The following is a 20,266-nucleotide window of genomic DNA, read 5'->3' on the forward strand; positions in this document are numbered from 1 at the left end:
CCGCACAATAAGTTACTAGTTTTAAGTTACAAGCTTCAAGTTAGTTACTTTCCCCTTGAAACTTAAGCCAATTTCTTTTGGTGAGAAATTGGAGCGGCACACGAGGCTCGAACTCGTGACCTCAACCTTGGCAAGGTTGCGCTCTACCAACTGAGCTAGTGCCGCATTCAAAAGTAGTCAGTAATTTGTCCGTTGGCGCACAACCTGAAGGTTGCGGTAAAACGTTCTGGCAACTGAGCTAGTGCCGCATTCAAAAGTAGTCAGTAATTTGTCCGTTGGCGCACAACCTGAAGGTTGCGGTAAAACGTTCTGGCAACTGAGCTAGTGCCGCATTCAATTACTTAGAGACATACCAACCCCGCGGGGGTTAACGTCTTAAGCGGGGCAGGATTCTACAATAATCCGATGTGTTTGCAAATGTTTTTTACAAATTAAAGAATTTTTCTTGGTAAACCTTTAATTCCATGATCGAATCTTTGATATCGTCGAGGGCTAGATGTGAACCTTTTTTGTTCACTTGCGCTAATACGTCAGGTTTCCAACGACGTGCAAGTTCTTTAACGGTACTCACATCAAGGTTACGGTAGTGAAAGTAGTCTTCCAATTCAGGCATGTACTTATTCATAAAACGGCGGTCTTGGCCGATAGAATTACCACACATAGGTGAAGCACCCGCAGGTACCCATTGCTTTAGAAATGCCAATGTTTGATCAATAGCATCTTGTTCAGTGAATGTGCTTGCTTTACAACGAGCTGTTAAACCAGATTGACCGTGCTGAGTCGTGCACCACTCGTCCATGCCATCAAGCAGTTCATCGCTTTGATGAATAGCAATAACAGGGCCTTCAGCCAAGATGTTTAAATCACTGTCGGTGACAACAGTGGCAATTTCGAGTATTTTATCTGTTGCTGGTTCGAGGCCTGTCATTTCCAGGTCGAGCCAGATAAGATTTGATTTATGAAAAGACATAGTTACCTTAGCGGTGCTTTCCTTTAGATCCAACGCATTTAGATATATCATATTAGTATCATCAGTCGACCTAAAGCTTTTTTTTCAAAAAGCCCGACATTTACTCAAGTTATAGGCCAAAAGTGGCAAAACAAAAGAAATTAAGTAAAGGCCAATCACGTCGAATTAAGGCCAATCATCAAAAACGCCTCTCTAATGCAGACAAAAAGCAACAGAAAGGGGCAACTGTGCAATGGCAAAATGACAATTTAGGCCCTGCCGAAAATGCGGTTGTGATCAGTCGATTTGGCCAACATGCCGATATCGAAACCGAATCAGGTGAAGTATTGCGCTGTAATATACGCAGAACTGTATCGAGCCTTGTATGTGGTGATGAAGTTATTTTTCGCCGTGCAAAAGTTAGCGAAGGCGACTTAGCAGGCGTTATTGAAGCAACCCATGAGCGTCGCTCACAACTAACACGACCTGATTTTTATGACGGCGTGAAAGTCGTCGCTGCCAATATCGACCAAATTTTAATGGTCTCTGCAGTACTCCCTGAGTTTACGCCAAACATTATCGACCGCTATTTAGTTGCCTGTGAAGACATGGGGATTGAGCCTATTTTAGTGCTTAATAAAATAGATTTAATTGACGATGAAGGCCTTGCTTTTATTGATGAAATTCTCGATATCTATCGCGACCTTGGTTATCAAGTACTATTAGTCAGTAATAAAACCGGTCAAGGCATTGCTGAGCTTAAACAAAAACTGGTCGATAAAAACAGCATTTTTGTTGGTCAAAGTGGTGTGGGTAAATCAACCTTAGTAAACACTGTACTGCCAGATGCAGACATCCTAACCCAAGAAGTCTCTGAGAACAGCGGCCTTGGTCAACACACAACAACCGTATCGCGATTACACCATTTACCAAGTGGTGGTAACCTAATCGACTCACCAGGAATTCGTGAGTTTGGCTTATGGCATTTAGATGTTGAGCGCGTTACATGGTGCTTTAAAGAGTTCCGTGATTTTATTGGTGGCTGTCGTTTTCGCGATTGTAAGCATTTAAACGATCCTGGCTGTATAATTCGCCAAGCTGTTGATGATGGTGAAATTTCAGAACTTCGTTTTGACAGTTACCACCGAATTTTAGAAACTATGGCCGACGGCCGTGCTGGTGCACGCGCTCCTCGCGTATAACTATTTAGGAAATAACAAGTGAGTTTAGATAAATTCAAAATTGCTATGCAATATGCCATGCCAAAACATTTCATTTCGCGCATGGTTGGCAAGTTAGCAGCAGCAAAAGCGGGTGGCTTAACAACGGCCTTAATTAAATTGTTTATCAAACAATACAAAATTGACATGAGTGAGGCTAAATACCCAGATCCAGTTCATTACAAAACTTTTAATGAGTTTTTCACTCGCCCATTAAAAGAAGGTATTCGTCCACTTGCTGAAGAAAACGACATTATTGCTCACCCAGTTGATGGTGCAATTAGCCAATTAGGCGATGTAGTAGACGGTCAAATCATCCAAGCAAAAGGCCATGACTACAGCTTACAAGCACTCCTTGGTGGCAAAGAAGAAGACACAGCACCGTTTTTAGGCGGTAAGTTTGCCACTATTTATTTAGCACCAAAAGATTACCACCGTATTCACATGCCTGTTGATGGTACGCTGAGCAAAATGATCTACGTACCGGGTGATTTATTTTCGGTAAATCCGTTAACAGCGCAAAATGTACCTAACCTATTTGCTCGTAACGAGCGTGTTGTGGCTATCTTTGAGACTGAAATTGGCCCGCTAGCCATGGTACTTGTTGGTGCAACAATTGTTGCTAGCATCGAGACTATTTGGGCAGGCACAGTCACGCCACCAGCAGGTAAAGATGTATTTAGTTGGAATTACCCAACCACAGGTGACAACGCGATTACTCTGAAGAAGGGTGAAGAAATGGGTCGCTTTAAGTTAGGCTCGACCGTTATTTTAGCCTGGGGTGCAAATCAAGCTGAGTTCTTATCAGATCAACACCCAGAAACAGTGACGCGCATGGGCACACCATTTGCGAAAATTAACGACTAATAAGTTCAATTTAGCAAACCACTTGAGCAAAAGTGGTTTGCTTAAAATTCACAATAAATCGCGCCTACACTCCACGATTACACTCTGAGCATTCACTATCTTTTTGAATATTAAAGCGCTGCTGCATTAGTGTTAGCCCGTCAAATTGAATAAATTCGCTGCCCGTTTTATGGCCAAGCAATATATTGATAGCCAATAAACTTTGCATGCTTCCCATAACACCCAATAGCGGGCTCAATACCCCAGCATTGTCACAATTAAGCGCTGTTTGCTCCTCCGTTTGCGGGAATATACAGCCATAGCAAGGGCTTTGTTCATCACGAAAATCAAAACTCATCACCTGCCCCTGCGTTGCAATAGCCGCAGCTGAAACAAGCGGAATAGATTTAGCTAAACAATAGCGATTAACCAAATAGCGGGTAGTAAAGTTATCACTGCAATCAAGAATGATGTCAGCACCTTCAAGTAGCTCAGCACAGTTACTTTCATCAAGCTTTTGGCATAGAGGCTTAACCGTAATTTGATTATTTAAACTGCTTAACACTTTGGCAGCCGCCTGTGTTTTTGCCTGCCCCATGTGGTTTACTTTATAGAGTATTTGTCGCTGTAGATTTGAAAGCTCAACTTTATCGTCGTCAATCAAAGTGAGCGTTCCTATTCCTGCTGCCGCTAAATAAAACAGTGCCGGTGAGCCAAGCCCACCAGCTCCTACAACCACAATATGTGCAGCCTTTAACTTTTGATGCCCCGCATGCCCCACCTCTTTTAATAGCAAGTGGCGGCTATAACGAATTTGCTCTTTGTCGCTTAACGCGCTCATATTATGACTGACCTTCGACCAGCTGTTTTAACTTGGCAATGGCTGCTTGGTAGTCTTCGGCTTCAGTAATCGCACGCACTACGGCAACACTGCCAACACCCGTGCTAGCAACTTGCTCAGCACGTGATAAATCAATCCCGCCAATTGCAACCGTTGGATAATCGGCCATCAACGGCACAAATTTTTCTAGCTTTTCTAAGCCCTGAATTTGCCCAGTCATGTCTTTGGTGGTGGTTGGATAAATAGCACCAAACGCCATATAACTTGGTCTGTAATTATGCGCGCGTAGCATCTCATAAAAGCCATGAGTCGACACACCTAAGCGTAACCCCGCCTCTTTTATGGCAATTAAATTAGCGGTTTGTAAGTCTTCTTGCCCTAAATGCACACCATAAGCGCCGTGCTTAATCGCCAATTGCCAATAATCATTGATATACACCTGCGCATCGTACTTCTGCCCCAGCATAACCGCACTTGCAATCGACTCATCAAGTGCTGCATCGTCTGCATTTTTCATTCTTAATTGAACTGTTTTAACCCCTTCGGCTAAACACTTCTCTAACCAATCAACTGTATCTACAACGGCATATAGACCAAGCTGTTTAGAGTCGCACTCGGCAAAACCTGCGGCCATGGTAAAGTCAACCGGGCAATCAAAGTCGAGTTCATCACCTAGCCAACTTCCCGCCTCGATGACTTGTGGGTAATCTGCTAGATTTGTTGGAAAGCAAGTGTGCGCAACGGGGCCAATCCCTTCACCATATCGAACGGCTGCTTTTAATCCTTGGTTTATATAGGCTTTTGCTAAAATAAAGGCATCTTTGAGTGGATACTGTTTAGATAAACACGCTGCAATAACAGAAGCCATACTGCATCCAGTACCGTGACTATGCGGAGTTTGAATTTTTTCGTTACCAAGCCAATATTCCTGCTCACCTTGCACGCAGTAATCAATGCAATAGCCACTTGGGTAATCCCAATGACCCCCTTTGATAATCAACGCTTTTGCACCAAAGTCAGTTAACTTTTCTGCGGCTTCTTTCACTGCGCTTGGGCCAATCAAATAAACACCGGTTAATAGCTGCGTTTCGTGGGTGTTCGGTGTTACTACATCGACTAATGGCAATAAGCACTCTTTAATGGCACTAACAGTATCTTCTTCTGTTAATAAATCACCACTTGAGGCAATGGCAACCGGATCATAAACAACCAAAGGCGGCTCTGCCCAAGTTGCTTTGTAATGTTTTAAATGCTCACTAATAAGCTGTATTTGCTGCACATTGGCAAGCATGCCAATTTTAATCACACTGGCAGGCATATCACTGGCTAAGGCTAATAGTTGCGACTCAATCACTTCTGTTGAAATCGGGTTAAGTGCTTCTACACCTAAACTATTTTGTGCCGTTAAAGCAGTAATAACCGTACAGCCATGTACATTAAAACTTTGCATTGCCTTGATGTCGGCTTGAATTCCTGCACCGCCGCCCGAATCTGAGCCAGCTATGGTCCATACAACCTGATTCATGTTATTCCTCACATTTTATTCTTGATGCCAAAATGGCATTCCGAGCGTCGGCGTTGATGGGCTTGCTACGTCTTTTTCTGGCATCGCTTTAGCCAAATAGCTATATCGCCCCGCTTCAACCGCACTCTTAAACGCTTTACTCATCGTTACTGAGCAACCTGCACCTGCAATCGCCGAATTTAATAATACGGCATCATACCCTAATTCAAGCGCTTGACAGGCATGAGATGGTAAACCTAAGCCCGCATCAACAATTAAAGTATGGTTTGGCAAGCGCTCACGGATCATTTTTAAGTTGTAAGGATTCAGTAAGCCTTTACCCGTGCCAATCGGTGCCCCCCAAGGCATAAGTACTTCGCAGCCTAAATCAGCGAGGCGCTGACACAGCACTAAATCATCTGTGCAATAAGGTAAAACTTTAAAGCCATCGGCCAATAAAATTTTAGTGGCTTCGAGCAGTGCGATTAGATCGGGCTGTAAATTATATTCATCACCAATCAACTCTAACTTGATCCAATCAGTGGCAAACACTTCGCGGCACATTTGTGCCAAGGTCACCGCTTCTTTCACACTATGACAACCCGCCGTATTAGGCAGCACCTTTAACCCGGTGTTTTTTATCAATTGCCAAAAATCATCACCCGCAGCAACGCTTTGCTGACGTCTTAATGAAACCGTGACAATCTCAGCCTGTGAGGCCACTATCGAATCCTGCATAACACTAGGTGAAGGATACAATGCTGAGCCTATCAGTAACCGACTCGTAAACTGCTCACCATAAACCGAAAAACTATCCATCTTAGCCTCCTTGAATTGGCGACAATAACTCAATGCTGTCGCCTTCGTTGAGGGTTTTAGCATCGCATTGACTGCGCGGTACAAAGTCACCATTAACGGCAACGGCAAATGGCGGTCTTGCGCCAAACTGGCTCAACGCCTGAGTGAGCGATGTATTGTCGTTCACTGTAACTGACTGACCATTAATTAAAATATTCATTTTTATCCTTTAGCAATTAAGCTCACTGCGTCATCAACCACCTGAGGCGCGAGTAAATAGCCATGACGGTACAAGCCATTAATACTGATCACTCGACCTTGCTTTGTGACTTTCGGGCGGTTGTCTGCAAACGCTGGACGAAGCCCTGATTGCAAGCTCTCGATACGCCCTTCAGCAAAGCCGCTATGCACCGTATAAGCAGCAGACAATAACTCCAGCGCCGAGCGCACGGTGACTTTACCGTGGTCTTGCGATTCGATTTCAGTCGCACCAATCACAAATTGATGATTTGGCTTAGGAGCAATATAAATTGGGTAACGCGGATGCATCAGTCGTATCGGTCTGGTTAGGTTCACCTCTGGTGCATATAAACGCGCCACCTCCCCCCTTACTCCACGCAGTAAGGGTTCAGCCTGTTTAGCACCCAAGCCGCGACAATCAAATACATAATCATAGCTTTGCCCATTCACTTGATGGGCGTTCAATTCAACTTTACAGCCAAAGTTAAATTGCACTCCTTGCGAGGTAAGCTTTTTAAAACTAGCGCAATAAAATGCCTGATTATCGAGCTGCCCTTCACAAGGTAAATACACACCTTGATGGAAACGCCCAGCTAGTTCTGGCTCAAGATCAGTGATTTGAGTGCCAACCAATGCCTGTGCCTGATAGCTTTCAAGCGGTTTTAAGCGGCTCACAAAACTTTGTAAATCGCCCTTATCTTGCTGATGAGCAACCACTAAACTGCCTGTTTGTTGAAAATACACAGCGTCATCGAGCTCACTTAAAATTTGCTGCCAACGAATGATGCTATTAAGCCCTTGTAGAGCTAAATCCTGTTCACACAGGACTGATTCTGCAAGGGGCGCCAACATCGCTGCAGCAACGCTTCCAGCACTGTTGCTAGCATGTTCATCATCTTGCTCAAACACACTTAACTGATGCTCTTTAGCAAGTGCTAATGCAGTTAAACGGCCAGTTAAACCAAAGCCCAGTATCGCTATCTTTAAAGACATAAACTTTCTAGGCGCTAGGCCCTAGGTAAAACCCAGAGCCTATCGCTGATGCCTAGCTCCATCAATTAAACTGCTTTGTGGTAGATCTCAGAGCCTGTTTTTTTGAACTCATCTGATTTCGCTTTCATTTCGGCTTCAACATCGACCATTTTGATTTCGATAGCATCGCCTACGTTATTCGGATCTATGCCTCTTGCTTCGAGATCTTTGGCATAATCACGTACTTCTTGAGTGATCTTCATCGAGCAGAACTTAGGACCACACATAGAGCAGAAATGTGCAATCTTGCCTGATTCTTGTGGCAGTGTTTCGTCGTGATATTCGCGGGCGCGTTCAGGGTCTAAACCTAGGTTAAATTGGTCGTGCCAACGGAACTCAAAGCGCGCTTTTGATAATGCGTTGTCACGCTCTTGCGCACCCGGGTGGCCTTTTGCCAAATCGGCAGCATGAGCAGCAATTTTGTAAGTGATTAAACCTTCTTTAACGTCTTCTTTGTTAGGTAAGCCTAAATGCTCTTTAGGGGTTACATAACAAAGCATGGCACAGCCGTACCAAGCAATTTGCGCAGCGCCAATACCTGATGTGAAATGATCGTACCCCGGTGCAATATCCGTGGTTAATGGACCAAGAGTATAAAACGGTGCTTCTTCACAGTGTTTTAGCTGCTCTTCCATATTCTCTTTGATCATATGCATTGGCACATGGCCTGGGCCTTCGATGAACACTTGCACATCATGTTTCCAAGCAAGTTTTGTCAACTCACCTAAAGTACGTAATTCGCTGAATTGGGCTTCGTCATTAGCATCGGCAATAGAGCCCGGGCGCAGACCATCACCTAATGAAAAACACACATCATACTGTTTTAAAATTTCACAGATTTCTTCAAAGTGCGTGTATAAGAAGTTTTCTTTATGGTGCGCTAAACACCATTTCGCCATGATTGAGCCACCTCGCGAAACAATACCGGTAACACGCTTTGCCGTCATCGGCACGTAACGCAGCAATACCCCAGCATGAATAGTAAAGTAATCAACACCTTGCTCTGCTTGTTCAATCAAGGTATCGCGGAAAATCTCCCACGTTAGGTCTTCAGCCACACCATTTACTTTTTCAAGCGCTTGATAGATTGGTACTGTACCAATTGGCACTGGCGAATTACGTACCACCCATTCACGGGTTTCGTGAATATAGCGACCCGTTGATAAGTCCATCACCGTGTCGGCGCCCCAACGAGTCGACCACACCATTTTTTCTACTTCTTCTTCGATTGATGATGTGACCGACGAATTACCAATATTCGCGTTCACCTTAACTAAGAAGTTTCGGCCAATGATCATCGGCTCGGTTTCTGGATGGTTGATGTTGTTAGGAAGCACGGCGCGGCCACGGGCAATTTCATCACGCACAAATTCAGGGGTAATAAAATCAGGAATGCTAGCGCCAAACGATTCGCCTTTGTGCTGGGCTGCTAGTAACTCTTCACGAATTTTAGCGCGTCCCATGTTTTCACGGATCGCCACATATTCCATTTCAGGCGTCACAATGCCTTGTCGCGCATAATGCATTTGCGTTACGTTTTTACCGGCTTTTGCACGGCGGATCTTTGGTAAGTGCTCAAAGCGGATATGGTCTAACCCTTCATCTGCCATTCGCTGTTGAGAAAATTGCGAAGTCACTGAGTCTAAAATTTCAGTGTCGCCGCGGCTTTCAATCCACTTTTCACGGTATTTCTCAAGGCCCTTACGCACATCAAGTTGAAAATCTGGGTCAGTATATGGACCTGATGTATCGTAAACACGAATTGGCGCGTTAGGCTCAAATACAGGGTTCTCTTCAGTGCCACCGATAAAAGTATCGCTGAGAGTGATTTCACGCATCCCTACTCGTACATTGTCTTGTGTACCTTCTACATAAACTTTATGAGAATTAGGAAACGGTTGCCCTGTTAAGTTATAAATATAATCTGATGCAGCCGCGCGGACTTCGCGGCGAGATGGTTTAGTTGTTGTGTTTGACATGACTTACCTCATTGCTTTAAGGGTTGTCTTGTCAGATATTGCAAATGCAATAGAGAGTGGCAAACGCCATTGGATCGTCAATAAGCTAATTGCTTACTAGTGCAGCCTGTGCCGCTTATGCCCCAAAATTTGGCGCACAAGCGCCCAGTGAGGCAGCTTGTTCCCTACGCAGGTGTTAGCCTGATCAGGTTCACGGATCCCGCTTTCGCGATCTCAGCCTTATTTAAGGCACTCCGACAAGTATAAATTCGTTTCTTTTAAAACGCCCTGAGTGTACGTCAGTTAAAAAATTGCTGCAAGCTCAGCCACTTTAGTTTTTTGCAATGAAGGTAAAATGGTGCTCACCTTGCAAGGTAAGTTGCTCACCAGTTAAAGTAATGGCTGCGCCTTCTTTTAGCGCTGACAGTAATCGCTGCTCAAGCGCATCAACTTGCTCACCACATGATTTACGTGTCATACCTAATTTATTTACTGTAAGCATATCTTCGCTTAGCGCACCTTCACCAAAAAATTTATTACAGCCAGCAAAGCCGTTAACCTGCATCGCTTCGATAAAACGCAGCGAGGCTGTTTGGGATACAGGAATGGCTAAACCATTCACTTTTGATAATTGCCACTGTGTATATTTTAATTGCTCACTAGTGACTGTCCCTGTCGATGAGCAGCCCATGCAAAATAATACCAAAAGGAGGGGCAAGGCTACTAACTTCATATTTTTTTACGATTCAAATTTCAATGTAGTAATAATAACAACATTTAACGCAATTGATCGTTAAAAAAACATGTTTTATCTGTAAAAAATTGTTCTAAGTTAGCTTTTTAAATAACAACGCAGACTATTTGAATAAGTTATCGACTTCTTCTGGTAAAAAAGGACGACCTTTTTCATTTACCGACGTGCCAATCACCAAAGCTTGCAGCATCACTTTATCATCATGTTTACGATACACCGTTTGCCTAAAAGCAAACTTTAAACGGCTGATACGCTCAGGCTCAACTGCAACGTAAAACTCATCGCCCGGCACTAGTGATGCCTTGTAATCCATTTCGCTTCGCAGCACGACAAGGTTTACTTTTTCTCTTGCTAGCTTTGCAAAGTCGATACCTTGAGCATGTAAAAACTCATGGCGAGCATGCTCTAGGTAATTAAAATAAACACTGTTATTAACAATGCCTTGTAAATCACACTCATAATCACGCACTTTAAAGTCTACTTTAAAGGTCATAGTCGTATTCCTAATCAATTTACGTATAATTGCCTGCGTTTATACCATAAAAATTGATTTTATAGCCATTTGGCTAGCTAGGTTGCTAGAATAGCAGTCCCGAAAATGGAGTTAAGAATCCGCATGAAACGACGTTTATCATTATTATCTGCTGCCATCCTGCCTTTATTTGCAGCATCTTCGATTGCTTACGCTGAAGACGGTGATCTAGAAACGATTGAAGTTACCGGTGATTTCAAAAGAGAAAGCATTCAAACCCTTAGTGCTAGCGCAAGCTTGTTTTCAGATCATGAAATCAATCAACGCGGTGCAAAGCTTTTAGATGAGATGCTTGCTAGTGCAGCGAATGTAAACTTTACCTCTGGTGCATCTCGAGGTCGTTTCGTGCAAATTCGTGGTGTTGGTTTACGCTCACAGTTTGTTGACCCTATTAATCCTTCGGTTGGCTTAGTGATCGACGGTATTAACTACTCTGGTTTAGGCGGCAGTTCACTGTTATTTGATATCGACCAAGTTGAAATTTATCGCGGCCCACAAGGGACTCGCTTTGGTGCTGATGCCTTAGCTGGCATGATTCAAATGGAATCTGCAACACCCACTCTTGACCCAAGTGTGAAAATACAATTAGGTGCGGGCAACTACAACAGCTATGAAGCAGGTATTGCCGCAGGTACGGGTATTACCGACGACACAGCAGTACGCGCCAGCATTTATCAACGTGAGTCTGATGGGTATGTAGAAAACCGTTATTTAGGTGAAGATACCCAGCAACAAGATGAGCTTGTTTCTCGCTTTAAGTTACACAGCCAATTGACCGAGCATTTGCGTACTGAACTGAATGTACATTACATCGATATAAATAACGGCTATGACGCATTCACACTAGATAACAGCCGTTACAGTGTTGCTGATGAGCCAGGCCAAGACAACCAAGAAAGCATTGCGGTTGGCCTAGCAAACATATACACCGGCTTTGACTTTTTTGATGTGAGCTTAAACCTATCTGGTATCGACAGCGAGCTGTTATACAGCTATGACGAAGACTGGGTGTGTAATGATGAAGCCCAACCTGAGTTATGTGCTGCTGGCTTGCATGATTGGGGTTATAGCTCAACAGATGCTTACTTTCGCGATCGTCAAGATCAAGCGGCTGAGCTGCAATTTAGTGGTAAATCTGGTGAGTGGGTCGCAGGCATTTATTATCAAGGTCGCGAAGTTGACTTAGAACGTAAATACACTTGGCTTGCGCAACCATTTACCTCAACTTATGAAACCAGCAATATTGCAGCTTATGGTCAATTAGCAACACCTATCGGCCCAAAAACAACCTTAATCACAGGTTTACGTGTTGAGCAGTATCAAGGCGACTACATTGACAATAACGGTTTTATTGAAGAAACCGATGATGTAATGGTGGGCGGTAAGCTTGCACTTGAATACCAAGTTATTGATCGCACCATGATCTACACCAGCATTACTCGTGGCTATAAAGCTGGCGGTATTAACTCTGAAGCTTTAGCAAAAGCAAAAGACGAAGGCTTAAACCTAGATGCTGATTTCTTTGCTAATCACACATCATTTGCCCCTGAATACCTATGGAGCGGTGAGTTTGGTGTGAAAGGAAGCTCTTTGGACGATAAGTTCGTGTTACGTCTTGCCGCTTTCTACATGTACCGTGAAGATATGCAGCTAAAATCGTGGCAAGTTGAAGGCCAAAAATTTACAGGCTATATCGATAACGCAAGCTCTGGTGAAAACTACGGTTTAGAAATTGAAGGCAGCTTCCAAGCTACTGACAATTTACTACTAACGGGTAGTGCAGGTTATCTACATACAGAAATCAATGACTTTGTTGCGCAATCAGGCCTAGATCAAGATGGTCGAGATCAAGCACAAGCTCCTAAATACCAATATGCATTCACTGCGCGTTATAACTTTACGCCAGCACTTTACGCATCAATTGGTATAGAAGGCAAAGACGATTACTACTTCTCTGATAGCCATAACTCACAAGCACCTAGCAGCAACTTAGTGAATGCTTCATTTGGTTATGAAAGTGATAATTGGAGCATTAATGCATGGGCACGTAACTTATTTGACGAAGACGTACCGACTCGTGGTTTTGAGTTTGGTAACGACCCATTAGACGGTTACACCACTCATACATACACACAACTTGGCGAACCTATGGTTGCCGGTGTGACATTTATTTACGAGCTATAAGCAATTTGGTGCTAGGTTTTTTACCTAGCACCCAAACACCTAGAGCCTAGAGCCTAGAGCCTAGAGCCAAATAAGTTAAGCCCTTTCAACATCAAAGGCGAGTACGTCTTTAATCTTTTGTTTATTCGTTGCCAGCATAATGAGTCGATCTATACCCAGTGCGACACCCGCACATTGTGGTAAGCCATGCTCTAGTGCAGCTATTAAACGCTCATCCATTGGCACTTGTTTTAATCCATTCGCTTCACGGTACTGATTATCTTCACTAAAACGAGCTGCTTGCTCTTTGCCATTGGTCAGCTCATTAAAGCCGTTTGCCAGTTCCATATTTTTAAAATATAACTCAAAGCGCCCTGCTACTCGCTCATCGTGCTGACAAATTTGCGCAAGAGCGGCTTGCGAAGCTGGAAAATGATAAACGAAACAAGGCTTTTCTTGGCCAATCGTTGGCTCTACCTTCATACAAAATAATAGCTGTAACAAGGTATCGCGGTGCGTTTCATTCGCAGCAATATCGGCAAAGCCCTGCTCTGTTGCTAGTTGCTGCAATGTGCTGATATCAGCAGTTAAAGGATCTACACCTAAGGCGTTCATAAAGGCTTGCTGATAAGTGAGTCGCTCTGCGCTTTCTACGCCAAGCACCAATTGCATAAGCTCATCCATTTCATCCATAAGCGCAAATTCATCAAAACCCGGACGATACCACTCAAGCATTGTAAATTCAGGATTATGATGACTACCCGCCTCTTCATTACGAAAGGCTTTGCATAGCTGGAAAATAGCCCCAGAGCCTGCAGCAAGTAAACGCTTCATGGCAAACTCAGGTGATGTTTGCAAATAAAGTGGTAAGCCACCAGCATGACCAGGACCAACAAACTCGGTACTAAATGTCGCTAAATGCACATCGGTTACACTGGCCGCACTTAAGCTTGGCGTTTCAACCTCCATAACATCACGATCATAAAAGAACTCGCGAATACGGCGGATGATAGCGGCACGGTGGCGTAAAGTTTCAATATCGGCGCTTGGTTGCCAAAGGACATTAGACATAAAGTGTTTCCCAAAAAAAATCCCAGCAGAAGCTGGGATTTTATAATAAATTGCTTAACAAAGCCTGTTACTTAACACGGCTCACGTATTCACCGCTACGTGTATCAACTTTGATCACTTCGCCGATTTGTACGAATAGAGGAACGCGAACAACAGCACCTGTGCTTAATGTTGCTGGTTTACCGCCAGTACCCGCTGTATCACCTTTTAGACCTGGATCTGTTTCAGTAATTTCTAATTCAACGAAGTTTGGTGGAGTCACAGCGATTGGGCTACCGTTCCAAAGCGTGATTGTACAAACGTCATTTTCAACTAACCATTTTGCATTGTCGCCAAGTGCTTTTTCGTCAGCAGCGATTTGCTCAAATGTTTCGTTGTTCATGAAGTGCCAGAACTCACCGTCAGTGTATAGATACGCTAAATCTGTATCCATTACGTCTGCACCTTCAACTGATTCACCTGACTTGAATGTTTTTTCTAGTACTTTACCTGTGATAAGTTTACGAATACGAACACGGTTAAACGCCTGGCCTTTACCTGGTTTTACCATTTCATTTTCTAAGATGCTGCAAGGTTCGCCATCTAACATAATTTTTAGGCCGCCCTTGAACTCATTGGTGCTATAATTCGCCATCGTTTCCTCTGTCTAAATAATTTCGAGTAATCTACGTGTCAATGATACAAAGAAATGAAGTAAATTTGCATAAAAACTGGCAAAAAGAATTGGCAAATGTTGTCACTTGTCCTGAACGCTTGCTAGAAATGCTAGGATTATCAAGCAAAGTAGACGAAAAAGACCTCAAAGCACGCAGTCTTTTTCCTGTCCGCGTGCCACTGCCTTTTATCAAAAAAATGCGTTATGGCGACATAAACGACCCTCTTTTGCTGCAAGTGATGCCAAGACACCAAGAGTTTTTAGCAAAAACAGGTTACGACAAAGATCCTCTAAAAGAGCAAGATAACAACCAACCTGGTTTGTTACACAAGTATCGCTCTCGGGTTTTAGTGATGTTTAAAACCGGCTGTGCTGTAAATTGCCGTTATTGTTTTAGACGCCATTTTCCTTATCAAGAAAACCAATTAAACAAACTCAGCTTGATTGACGCACTGGCTTACATAAAAGCAGACAGCAATATCAACGAGGTCATTTTAAGTGGTGGCGATCCATTGATGGCCAAAGACGATGCTGTTAGTTGGTTTATGGATGAGTTAGAGCAGCTTCCACAAATTAAACGCATGCGTATTCACAGCCGCTTACCTGTTGTGATCCCAGCAAGAATTACCGATGAGCTATGTGCACGCTTTGCTACATCGCCCTTAAAGGTGGTGTTTATAAATCATATCAATCACGCTAACGAAATTGATGATGACTTTAAAGCGGCCATGCAAAGATTAAAGGCTGCGGGAGTTACGTTATTAAATCAGGCGGTGTTACTAAAAGATGTGAATGATTCTGTCGAGTCGCAAGTTGCATTAAGTGAAGCGCTATTTGAGGCAGAAATACTTCCTTACTACTTACATCTACTAGATAAAGTTGAGGGTGCTAGCCATTTTGATATCGCTGAGAGTCAGGCACGGGAAATCGTGACGGCTATGCTGGCAGCATTGCCGGGGTTCTTAGTTCCTAAGCTGGTGCGCGAGATCGGCGGCGAAAAAAGTAAAACGCCTATCGATCTCAATCTAAGTTAAACGTATACGTTTACGTTGTTACCTAGTGTCGCAGTTACCGACTTAGCAGGTGTTTGTGCAGCACTGGTGTTCATTGCTGCGCCTTCGATAAGTGCAAGTGCCGCAGCACCATCAGCCTTTTGCTGTTTTTTAGCAAGCGATGCGCTGTAAACCTCTGCGCTTTCACCACCGCCACTCATCGCTGGTAAGCTTGATCCTGATATATTCATAGTTCATTACCTGACTTTTTATGACAATCCACGTACTATATCGGCATTGCAGTCTAAAGCTTTAGGAAAAAAATGGATTCAATTATTGAACAACTCAATGCTAACCTAAAAATCGTTTATCGTCAGGCACTTGATGCTGATAAAAAATTAGATGATTTACAGCAGCAAGGCCATGGCAAATTCACAGCCTTATTTGCAAAAGATGCTGGCTTTGATTTTGAAGCGAAACGCTTTAAACCTTACGTTCTCGATGTTGCTGCTGATGTAGAAAGCTTAAGCAACGACGGTATGGACGAAGAAAAACTGAAAAAAACCGTTATTAAACTGCAACAGTTACTACAACTGTTAGCGACGTTTAAGTAACGTAGAAGCCTCTATTTTATTTATTGTAAATAGAGGCTATCGCGCGAAATAAATTTCACGCCTACATGTGGGAGCAGCTTTAGCCGTTAATTGTTTTTCGGCGTTAAACGCCTCCCATGATATAGGTCTTTTACAAGACCCACAAACAACACAGCTCAACTTAAAACTGACGGCTGACGGCTGACAGCTATCATTCACCCAAATTTAACGACGGCAGTAACTCATCTTCAAACCAATCAGTGATTAAGCGCTTGTCGTAATAATAGGCTTCATCGCGCCCCATTTTCATGCGATCCATGAAGCCCATGTCTTTAAGCTTTACATCGTTTGCTTCACTTATCACTTTACCGTCTTTGTCGGTAATCGAATAATTTAGGTCGATACGCGGAAAATAAATTGGCTTAACGATACGTAATTCATTCATAGTACCAAAACGCACATCACCCGCTAGGTCGAGCTCAGTCACTTCAACATTGAAGGTGTAGCCTTCAGGTAACTTTTCAGCAAGTTTATTAAAGTGTTTTTCAAAATTCTTTGCCACATTTTTATGAAATGAACCTTTCGGTGAGTTGTTACCAGGTTCTACATCGCGGTAATCGTTAAAGTCATGCCATTTAACTTTTGCTTCTCCTGCGTGAGCAAAAGCGGGTAGTGCAATGACCATTGCTAAGGCAATTTTTTTTACTGTATTCATCTGTTTCTCCACTTAACAGGTATAGCTAATGATTAAATTTTAGCTGCTGACAATTAACTATAGCTTAATATCTAAACACTTAGGTGTAACCAATATGGTGCAAAATGTAATCAAAAACAAGCGATTCATGTTTTTGCTTTATCGCCGTAAATCACAATTAATTCATGTAATTTAGGCCGAAATGTGATGAAATAAGGCTAATTCAACCAGGTATAGTTCATGGATATTTTATGACCATTTTAGTCACCGGCGGAGCCGGATACATCGGTTCTCACACCGTATTAGAGTTATTACAACAAGGTACTGACGTTGTTGTACTCGATAACTTAAGCAATTCATCAAATGAGTCACTGGCTCGGGTAAAACAAATTACTGGCAAAGACGTCACGTTTTATCAAGGTGATATTTTAGATAGAGCCTGTTTAGACAAAATCTTCAGTGAACACACGATTGATAGTGTTATTCACTTCGCAGGTTTAAAAGCGGTTGGTGAATCGGTTGTAAAACCTATCGAGTATTATCAAAACAACGTACAAGGTACACTGACTCTGGTTGATGCAATGCGTGATGCTGGCGTATTTAAGTTAGTATTTAGCTCATCAGCAACGGTATACGGTGACCCAGCAAGCTTGCCAATTCGCGAAGACTTCCCAGTTGGTGGCACGACTAACCCTTATGGCACATCAAAGCTTATGGTTGAAATGATGCTGCAAGATATCGCGAAATCAGATGAACGCTTTGCCTTTGTTATCTTACGTTACTTTAACCCTGTCGGCGCACATGAATCTGGTCTTATTGGTGAAGACCCAAATGGTATTCCTAACAACTTATTACCTTATATTTCGCAAGTCGCTGTGGGTAAGCTAGAAAAGCTAGGTGTATTTGGGGATGACTACGATACTGTAGATGGTACAGGTGTTCGTGACTATATCCACGTTGTCGATTTAGCATTAGGTCACTTAAAAGCACTGAACCGAATTGCAAGTGATACAGGTGCGCACGTATTTAACCTAGGCACAGGTAATGGTTATTCAGTACTGCAGATGGTTACCGCTTTTGAGAAAGCCAGTGGTCAAGCCGTTCCATACCAAATTTCGCCGCGCCGAGCTGGCGATATTGCAGCTTGCTACGCAGCTCCAGAAAAAGCGTTAAAAGAGCTTGGCTGGCAAGCAGAGCGTGGCATAGATGAGATGATGCAGGATACATGGCGCTGGCAAAGCAATAACCCGAACGGTTACAAATAGTCAAAGTCATTATAAGGCCGATGTTCACACATCGGCTTTTTAATTTGATGAGGCTTTCTTAAGCTGCGCAATACCCCAGAAAAGTACCCCAGCCCCCGTGCACGATAAGAAAAAGAACAACCCTAAGCCGACAGGCGATCCCCAAAACAAAATACTGTATAAAACTTCCATCTCTATATCCTTTATTATTATTTGAATTGTAAGTTATATAAGTTTTAGGAATAGCTCGTCAAGTCGCACATCAGCGCATCGCTTGAATACTCTCAAGCGCTACAGCTAGCTGTGCTTTTAGTTTTTTATAGCGTACATAAACAGCCAGCACGATAATGCCATTAACACCAAGCTGGATAAGCCATAGGCTGTATATTTTAAACATAACCATATTGAACAAGGCAACGATTAACAAAGCGCACCAAAGAACAACGCAGCCAATAAAACTCACATGCCAGTAATGAATTTGATGCTTCAGCTGGTTCTCTTTAAAATTAAGCATTGCATTAACGTCTAACGTTTCTGCTCGCCAAAGCTTTCGTCTTAAACGGTATGACCAAATTCCAAAACCTAAAGGAATAGGTACTAATAGCGCAAACATAATGGTTTCATAGGTATTTTTTGCCTCAAGCAACATGGCGTAAATACAAAATACGGTTACCACAACACCTAAAAATGAGTCGATTAACCCTTTTAGCTTTAACTTAGTTCGCGACTTTTGCGTTTGTGCAATTAACGCTTCACTATCCACTTTCGGCGTTGCCTGCACGAATGCCTGCTGCCACTTAGCTAATTGATCATCTGCTTCGAATTTATCCACTTTATTTACTCCATTAGGCTTGCAAGTTGTTGCCTTGCTCTACTTGAACGTTTAGCAACCGCACCTTCAGACAGCCCCAGCGTTTGAGCTATCTCACTTTGATTAAACCCTTCAAGCTGTAAAGCAAGCACCTGCCGATATTTCAGCGTTAATTTACGAAGGGCAGCCATTAAATCTAAATTGTCGTCTGGTGATTTATGCGTACTTAAGGCTTGGGTGTAATCAATACTTTCAGAGCTTGCCACCTCTTTGCGGTTTTGCTCTTTTATCACATGATCAACCGCTTTATTGTGAGCTATTCGGGCAATATAGGTTTTTATGCTGGCATCGCCACGAAAGGCAACATCGGGTGATGAGTCATTACTTTCAAAAGCGCGCCAAACAGCCAACGACATCTCTTGAATTAGCTCATCTTGTAGCGCTTGATTGATCTCGTAAGTTGCAGCAACACGCGCCAACAGCGGCGCGTATTCATTCAGCAATGTGTTTATTTGAACATCAGCTTTCACTGTACTTCCATGTTTTTATTATTATTTGAACAAACGATTATAGGCACAAAAGTAGGTACATGCTAATACCGGCCCTACCAACAACATAGGTAAAAGACTATAAGGGGCAGTAAAGGTAACGAGCATATTAATCAAACAAAGCATGCTTAATGGTTTAATCACCTTTAGTGCCTTTGTAATGCCTTCTTTAACAGCTGCACTAAGCGAAGCATTGTTTAAAAGTAACAGAGGTACCACAAACATAAGCAACATATTTACAGGAACAATTGATACAAACATGACCCCTACGCGCCAGCGCTCAACATCAACAAACTGACCTGACAATAAAGCCGATAACTGCTCACTACCAATCAAAGCACTCCCTACAGCAAATTGCACCAGCGCCAGTAAAATACCAACAACTGACCACACGGCAACTCGCCCCCACTTCGCCCATGTTGCATTGTGCTTAAATGAAAAGCCTTGCTGATTATTCAGGTTAAACAACAATGGCCACACCGTTGCCATTAACATAGGCGCTAACCATTTTGATACTGTTAAACCTGTAGGTGCAGGTAATAGCTGAACTAAACCAGGCACAATAGCGAACAGCGTCATAAGTAAAAAAAGTTTAAACGGTGCTTTTTTAAATAGCCCCCACCCTTCTTTTAACCAAACAGCAGCATCACTAAATGGTGCATTTGTTGAATCAAGTTTTAGCGTATTCACAGTTGATGTTGTAGTCGTCATGAGTTTGTCCTTTTCGTAAAAATAGATACATAAGACACTGCCTATCGCTAACACCTAATAGGAACAACTTCGTGTCATTTGCAGCTATAGACGAGACAAACACAGAAAAG

At 43.0% G+C, this 20,266-nt stretch carries 22 protein-coding genes, 1 tRNA gene and 1 riboswitch; of the genes, 6 read left to right on the top strand and 17 right to left on the bottom strand.

What is annotated here, in order from left to right; translation table 11 throughout:
* Positions 1 to 89: 89 nt before the first annotated feature.
* Positions 90 to 165, bottom strand: a tRNA-Gly gene (locus tag L1D51_RS13690).
* A gap of 259 nt (positions 166 to 424) precedes the next feature.
* The gene (gene orn, locus L1D51_RS13695) at positions 425 to 970 is read right to left on the bottom strand and encodes an oligoribonuclease (protein ID WP_054554138.1); all 546 of its coding nucleotides are present in this window, start codon (positions 968 to 970) and stop codon (positions 425 to 427) included.
* A gap of 122 nt (positions 971 to 1,092) precedes the next feature.
* Here orn and rsgA point away from each other — a divergent pair, with 122 nt between their 5' ends.
* On the top strand, positions 1,093 to 2,151 hold the full coding sequence (gene rsgA, locus L1D51_RS13700) for a small ribosomal subunit biogenesis GTPase RsgA (protein ID WP_054561121.1): 1,059 nt from the start codon (positions 1,093 to 1,095) through the stop codon (positions 2,149 to 2,151).
* Positions 2,152 to 2,169: 18 nt separating this feature from the next.
* Positions 2,170 to 3,036 (top strand): archaetidylserine decarboxylase, encoded by an 867-nt coding sequence (asd, locus tag L1D51_RS13705; RefSeq protein WP_239963911.1) that lies wholly within the window; start codon positions 2,170 to 2,172, stop codon positions 3,034 to 3,036.
* A 64-nt stretch (positions 3,037 to 3,100) separates the two neighbouring features.
* Here asd and L1D51_RS13710 read toward each other — a convergent pair whose 3' ends face one another.
* The 8 genes from L1D51_RS13710 to L1D51_RS13745 form a co-directional block, all read right to left on the bottom strand.
* Positions 3,101 to 3,856 (bottom strand): HesA/MoeB/ThiF family protein, encoded by a 756-nt coding sequence (locus L1D51_RS13710; protein WP_239963912.1) that lies wholly within the window; start codon positions 3,854 to 3,856, stop codon positions 3,101 to 3,103.
* A 1-nt stretch (position 3,857) separates the two neighbouring features.
* The gene (thiE, locus tag L1D51_RS13715) at positions 3,858 to 5,381 is read right to left on the bottom strand and encodes a thiamine phosphate synthase (RefSeq protein WP_239963913.1); all 1,524 of its coding nucleotides are present in this window, start codon (positions 5,379 to 5,381) and stop codon (positions 3,858 to 3,860) included.
* Between the two features lie 15 nt (positions 5,382 to 5,396).
* Positions 5,397 to 6,179 carry a thiazole synthase gene (locus tag L1D51_RS13720; RefSeq protein WP_239963914.1) on the bottom strand — a complete coding sequence of 261 codons (783 nt, stop codon included), beginning with the start codon at positions 6,177 to 6,179 and terminating at the stop codon, positions 5,397 to 5,399.
* Position 6,180: 1 nt separating this feature from the next.
* Positions 6,181 to 6,378 carry a sulfur carrier protein ThiS gene (gene thiS / locus L1D51_RS13725; RefSeq protein WP_171041525.1) on the bottom strand — a complete coding sequence of 66 codons (198 nt, stop codon included), beginning with the start codon at positions 6,376 to 6,378 and terminating at the stop codon, positions 6,181 to 6,183.
* A gap of 2 nt (positions 6,379 to 6,380) precedes the next feature.
* Complete coding sequence (locus L1D51_RS13730) at positions 6,381 to 7,391, bottom strand: FAD-dependent oxidoreductase (RefSeq protein WP_239963915.1); 1,011 nt, start codon at positions 7,389 to 7,391, stop codon at positions 6,381 to 6,383.
* Positions 7,392 to 7,456: 65 nt separating this feature from the next.
* Positions 7,457 to 9,409, bottom strand: a complete 1,953-nt coding sequence (thiC, locus tag L1D51_RS13735) for a phosphomethylpyrimidine synthase ThiC (protein ID WP_054561127.1) — start codon at positions 9,407 to 9,409, stop codon at positions 7,457 to 7,459.
* Between the two features lie 144 nt (positions 9,410 to 9,553).
* Positions 9,554 to 9,655: riboswitch (TPP riboswitch) on the bottom strand.
* Positions 9,656 to 9,719: 64 nt separating this feature from the next.
* The gene (locus L1D51_RS13740) at positions 9,720 to 10,079 is read right to left on the bottom strand and encodes an META domain-containing protein (protein ID WP_327077782.1); all 360 of its coding nucleotides are present in this window, start codon (positions 10,077 to 10,079) and stop codon (positions 9,720 to 9,722) included.
* A gap of 166 nt (positions 10,080 to 10,245) precedes the next feature.
* The gene (locus tag L1D51_RS13745) at positions 10,246 to 10,635 is read right to left on the bottom strand and encodes an acyl-CoA thioesterase (RefSeq protein ID WP_054561129.1); all 390 of its coding nucleotides are present in this window, start codon (positions 10,633 to 10,635) and stop codon (positions 10,246 to 10,248) included.
* Between the two features lie 123 nt (positions 10,636 to 10,758).
* Here L1D51_RS13745 and L1D51_RS13750 point away from each other — a divergent pair, with 123 nt between their 5' ends.
* Positions 10,759 to 12,858, top strand: a complete 2,100-nt coding sequence (locus L1D51_RS13750) for a TonB-dependent receptor (protein ID WP_239963916.1) — start codon at positions 10,759 to 10,761, stop codon at positions 12,856 to 12,858.
* Between the two features lie 75 nt (positions 12,859 to 12,933).
* Here the strand turns inward: L1D51_RS13750 and epmA are convergent, their stop codons facing one another.
* Together epmA and efp are read right to left on the bottom strand one after the other, a co-directional pair.
* Positions 12,934 to 13,908: an elongation factor P--(R)-beta-lysine ligase gene (gene epmA / locus L1D51_RS13755; RefSeq protein ID WP_054561131.1), complete on the bottom strand. Its 975-nt coding sequence runs from the start codon at positions 13,906 to 13,908 to the stop codon at positions 12,934 to 12,936.
* A 67-nt stretch (positions 13,909 to 13,975) separates the two neighbouring features.
* Positions 13,976 to 14,542, bottom strand: a complete 567-nt coding sequence (gene efp / locus L1D51_RS13760; protein ID WP_054554126.1) for an elongation factor P — start codon at positions 14,540 to 14,542, stop codon at positions 13,976 to 13,978.
* 41 nt (positions 14,543 to 14,583) lie between these two features.
* Between efp and epmB the strand changes: the two genes are divergently transcribed.
* Positions 14,584 to 15,597, top strand: coding sequence for an EF-P beta-lysylation protein EpmB (gene epmB, locus L1D51_RS13765; protein ID WP_239963917.1), 1,014 nt, complete (start codon positions 14,584 to 14,586; stop codon positions 15,595 to 15,597).
* Here the strand turns inward: epmB and L1D51_RS13770 are convergent.
* A complete protein-coding gene (locus tag L1D51_RS13770) occupies positions 15,594 to 15,806 on the bottom strand; it encodes a hypothetical protein (RefSeq protein ID WP_054554124.1) in 213 nt (70 codons plus the stop codon). The two genes, epmB and L1D51_RS13770, sit on opposite strands and share 4 nt — an antisense overlap.
* Before the next feature lie 72 nt (positions 15,807 to 15,878).
* On the opposite strand from L1D51_RS13770, the gene L1D51_RS13775 reads away from it, so the two are divergent.
* Complete coding sequence (locus tag L1D51_RS13775) at positions 15,879 to 16,169, top strand: hypothetical protein (protein ID WP_054561134.1); 291 nt, start codon at positions 15,879 to 15,881, stop codon at positions 16,167 to 16,169.
* Between the two features lie 190 nt (positions 16,170 to 16,359).
* Here L1D51_RS13775 and L1D51_RS13780 read toward each other — a convergent pair whose 3' ends face one another.
* Complete coding sequence (locus L1D51_RS13780; RefSeq protein WP_054561135.1) at positions 16,360 to 16,863, bottom strand: DUF3016 domain-containing protein; 504 nt, start codon at positions 16,861 to 16,863, stop codon at positions 16,360 to 16,362.
* Positions 16,864 to 17,093: 230 nt separating this feature from the next.
* Here L1D51_RS13780 and galE point away from each other — a divergent pair, with 230 nt between their 5' ends.
* Positions 17,094 to 18,107: a UDP-glucose 4-epimerase GalE gene (gene galE, locus L1D51_RS13785; RefSeq protein ID WP_054552825.1), complete on the top strand. Its 1,014-nt coding sequence runs from the start codon at positions 17,094 to 17,096 to the stop codon at positions 18,105 to 18,107.
* A 241-nt stretch (positions 18,108 to 18,348) separates the two neighbouring features.
* On the opposite strand, the gene L1D51_RS13790 is transcribed toward galE, so the two are convergent.
* The 3 genes from L1D51_RS13790 to L1D51_RS13800 are packed head-to-tail and all read right to left on the bottom strand — an operon-like array spanning position 18,349 to position 20,156.
* Positions 18,349 to 18,918, bottom strand: a complete 570-nt coding sequence (locus L1D51_RS13790; RefSeq protein ID WP_055022206.1) for a hypothetical protein — start codon at positions 18,916 to 18,918, stop codon at positions 18,349 to 18,351.
* 5 nt (positions 18,919 to 18,923) lie between these two features.
* On the bottom strand, positions 18,924 to 19,427 hold the full coding sequence (locus tag L1D51_RS13795) for an RNA polymerase sigma factor (protein ID WP_239963918.1): 504 nt from the start codon (positions 19,425 to 19,427) through the stop codon (positions 18,924 to 18,926).
* Between the two features lie 21 nt (positions 19,428 to 19,448).
* Entirely contained in the window at positions 19,449 to 20,156 is a 708-nt protein-coding gene (locus L1D51_RS13800) for a hypothetical protein (protein WP_239963919.1), read from the bottom strand.
* Between the last annotated feature and the right edge of the window lie 110 nt (positions 20,157 to 20,266).

The sequence above is a fragment of the Pseudoalteromonas shioyasakiensis genome (genome assembly GCF_022398475.1).
Classification (GTDB): domain Bacteria; phylum Pseudomonadota; class Gammaproteobacteria; order Enterobacterales; family Alteromonadaceae; genus Pseudoalteromonas.